4 protein-coding genes are annotated in these 3737 nt (G+C 73.3%); 1 reads left to right on the forward strand and 3 read right to left on the reverse strand.

The window, feature by feature from the left end:
• Together AC2W7G_RS11310 and AC2W7G_RS11315 are read right to left on the reverse strand one after the other, a co-directional pair.
• Window positions 1-460: ROK family protein (locus AC2W7G_RS11310; RefSeq protein WP_485868518.1), on the reverse strand; the 460-nt coding region annotated here is incomplete at its 3' end.
• Between the two features lie 271 nt (window positions 461-731).
• Window positions 732-1169 (reverse strand): SRPBCC family protein, encoded by a 438-nt coding sequence (locus AC2W7G_RS11315; protein ID WP_485868519.1) that lies wholly within the window; start codon window positions 1167-1169, stop codon window positions 732-734.
• Between the two features lie 123 nt (window positions 1170-1292).
• On the opposite strand from AC2W7G_RS11315, the gene AC2W7G_RS11320 reads away from it, so the two are divergent.
• Window positions 1293-3029, forward strand: coding sequence for an AMP-dependent synthetase/ligase (locus AC2W7G_RS11320; RefSeq protein ID WP_485868520.1), 1737 nt, complete (start codon window positions 1293-1295; stop codon window positions 3027-3029).
• A gap of 69 nt (window positions 3030-3098) precedes the next feature.
• Here the strand turns inward: AC2W7G_RS11320 and AC2W7G_RS11325 are convergent.
• Window positions 3099-3737 (reverse strand): basic secretory protein-like protein (locus AC2W7G_RS11325; protein ID WP_485868521.1); only part of this gene is annotated, 639 nt, incomplete at its 5' end.

Here is a 3737-nt window from a genome sequence, read left to right on the forward strand (position 1 = left end):
CGCCCGCGACGCCGAAGCCGCCGCGGAACAGCTGGCCGCGGTGGACGATGCCGCCGCCCACGCCCGTGCCGACGGTGACCAGCAGCAGGTCGTCGCTGTCGGCGCCCGCGCCGAAGCGGAACTCGCCCCACGCCGCGGCGCTGGCGTCGTTCTCGACGACGACCGGGACGTCGGTCAGCTCGCACACCCGCTCGGCCAGCGGCTCGTCGCGCCAGCGGATGTTGGGCGCGAACAGCACCGTCGACCGGTCGGCACCGATGAACCCGGCCGCTCCGATGCCGATGCCGGCGACCTCGGCGTCGCCGCGCACCTGCTGGGCGACCTGGGCCACGACCTCGGGGATCTGGGCGGCGTCACCGGGCGTCGCCTCCCGCGCTTCGCGCACGATCCGGCCCTCGTCGTCCACGAGACCGCCGGCGATCTTGGTGCCGCCGATGTCGATCCCCACCGCGTACGTCATCGCTCCTCCTTCGGGGCGAGCTGGTCGAGCAGCGTGCGCACCGCGCGCACCGCGTCGGCGGCGCCTGGGTCGCCTGCTCGAGAACCTCGGGATTGTCCTGCACGTGCTCCACCAGCCGGCACAGCGGGCACCAGCCGTGCGGGCACCGGACCGCGTCGTCGCGGTCGCCGCCGAGCGCGTGCAGCAGCTTGGCGGCCTCCTCGGCGAGGGAGCCGACCTCGTCGGGCTCGGTCACCGGCGCGTCCCCACCACGCCCGGGTCGTCGGCTCGCTCACGGGCGGCCCTCGACCCGCGCCTTGAGACCGCGCAGCGCCGTGTCGATGATGACCTTCTCGGCCTTGCGCTTGAGCATGCCCAGCAGCGGGATCGAGACGTCGACGGCGAGCTGGTAGGTCACCCGGGTCGCGCCGTCGGCGTCCTCGAGGACGTACGAGCCGTCCATCGAGCGCAGGATGGTCGCGGGCTCGGCCAGCGACCAGGAGACCTCGCGGTCGCCCTGCCAGTCGTAGCGCAGCACGTAGGAGTCGCGGATCGGCGCGGCGTCGAGCACGAACGACACCGTCTCGGGACGTCCGTCGGTGCCGGTGCTGAGCGGACGGACCTCCTTCATGCCCGTCGCCCAGTCGGGGTAGGCGTCGAAGTCGGCGATGACGGCCATCACCTGGTGCGCCGGCGCGTCGATGACGATGTCGCTGGTCGTGCGGGCCATCACACCTCCCTCTGAGACGGAGCACCGAGTCTATCCGCACGGGCGCGCGCGACCCGGCCGGGCACGACCGCGTGAGCCGGGTCACCGGGTGGCACCGGGTTACCGTGTCGTAACCTGCCGTCTGTGACTGACACCGCGCTGCGCTACGACGGCAACCTCGTCGACGACGTCCGTGACCGGCTGGCCCTCGACCCGGACGCGGTCGCGTTCAGCCGGCACATCGGCACGACCGAGTGGCAGGACGTCACGATCGGCGAGTTCGACGCCCAGGTGCGCGCGCTGGCCAAGGGCCTGGTCGCGTCCGGCGTGCAGGCCGGCGACCGGGTCGCCCTGCTCTCGCGCACGCGGTACGAGTGGACGCTCGTCGACTACGCCATCTGGTACGCCGGCGCCGTCACCGTGCCGATCTACGAGACGTCCTCGGTCGACCAGATCGCCTGGATCCTCGAGGACTCCGGCGCGGTCGCGACCGTGGTCGAGACCCCCGAGCACGCCGAGCGCGTCGCGCAGGCCGCGGGCACCGCGCCGGACATGCGCCAGACCTGGACCATCGACGCCGACGAGCTGGCGACGCTGGCCACCGCCGGCGAGAGCGTCGACGACGCCGTCCTCGACGAGCGCTACGCGGCCATGGACGCGTCCACGCTGGCCACCATCGTCTACACCTCCGGCACCACCGGACGCCCGCGCGGCTGCATGCTCACGCACGGCAACTTCCGGGCCGAGCTCGGCGGCGCGCTGGAGGTGCTGCCCGACCTGTTCGACGCGGACGGCGCGTCCACGCTGCTCTTCCTGCCGCTGGCCCACGTGTTCGCGCGGATCATCCAGGTCGGCACGATCCGCGCCGGCGCCCGCCTCGGCCACTCCCCCGACATCAAGGACCTCGTGCCGCGCCTCGGCGAGTTCCAGCCGACGTTCGTGCTCGCCGTCCCGCGCGTGTTCGAGAAGGTCTTCAACTCCGCCAGCCAGAAGGCGCACGCCGAGGGCAAGGGCAGGATCTTCGACAAGGCCGTCGCCACGGCCATCGAGTACAGCCGCGCGCTGGACGCCGGCAAGCCGGGCCTCGGCCTGCGGCTGCGCCACGGCCTGTTCGACAAGCTGGTCTACGGCAAGCTGCGCGCCGCGCTCGGCGGCCAGGCCCAGTACGCCATCTCCGGCGGGGCCGCCCTGGGCGAGCGCCTCGGCCACTTCTTCCGCGGGGTCGGCGTGACGATCCTGGAGGGCTACGGCCTCACCGAGACCACCGCCGCGCTCGCCGTGAACCCGCCGCACCGCGAGCGCGTCGGCACGGTCGGCCTGCCGATCTCCGGCGCCGAGGTCCGCATCGCCGCCGACGGCGAGCTGCAGTGCCGGGGCCCGCAGGTCTTCCAGGGCTACTGGCGCAACGAGAAGGCCACCGCGGCCGCGCTCGACGCCGACGGCTGGTTCGGCACCGGCGACCTGGGCGAGATCGACGCGGACGGCTTCATCCGCATCACCGGTCGCAAGAAGGAGATCATCGTGACCGCCGGCGGCAAGAACGTCGCCCCCGCCGTGCTCGAGGACCGCGTGCGCGCCAACCCGTACGTCAGCCAGTGCCTGGCCGTCGGCGACGGCAAGCCGTTCATCGCCGCGCTGGTCACCATCGACACCGAGGCCTGGACCGGCCCGCTGGACGACCCGGCGCTGCTGGCCGAGGTGCAGAAGGCGGTCGACGACGCCAACACCCAGGTCTCCAAGGCCGAGTCGATCCGCAAGTTCGTCATCCTCGAGGAGGACTGGACCGAGGAGAACGGCTACCTGACGCCGTCGTTCAAGGTGAAGCGCAACCGCGTGCTGGCCGACATGGCCGCCGAGGTGGAGTCGCTCTACACCCGCTGACCCACCCCACGTCGCTGAGCGTGACGTTCTTGCGGCCGCCACCGGCGTGTCACCGCAAGAACGTCACGCTCAGCGCGTTCGGGCCGCCTGCTGCAGGAAGGTGCGCCAGTCGCGGGTGAGTCGCTCGGTGCTGGTGCCGAGCTCCTCGCGCAGCGCCCGGTCGACCGGTGTGCCGCCCAGGCAGGCGCGGTAGAACCGCTCGATGGCCGCGTCGTCGTGCTGCTCGTCCAGGACGCGGAAGACCAGCCAGGCCAGCTCGTACGTGGCGCCGAGACCGTGCGCGGCGCCGGAGAAGTCCTCGGACGCTGGAAGGGCCGCCGGCGGGCCCTCGGCGCGGACGCGCTCGAGCGCCTGCCCGGCGCTCACCGCCAGGCTCGCGGTGTCGCCGTCGAGCGCGACCCAGTCGGCGAACCCCTCGACCACCCACGGCTCGGCCGCCGAGGTGGCGGCACCGGTCACCACGTGCACCGCCTCGTGGGTCACGACGACCTGCGCCGCACGGTCGTCCATGGACGCGAAGGCGGCCGAGTTCAGCACGACGGCGGTGGGACCGCCCGCCTCCTCGGACGCGTCGAGCGTCGTGGTGACGCCCGCGACCTGGGCGATGGCGTCCGGCTTCTCGCCCACGAGCGCCGCGCCGTGGCCGCGTCGGGGCGGGACCACGACGCGAGCTGCTGGCTGGCGGTGGCGAGGTCGGCCAGCGGCACG

The sequence above is a fragment of the Aeromicrobium sp. PFPM2_SD2 genome (genome assembly GCF_057364525.1).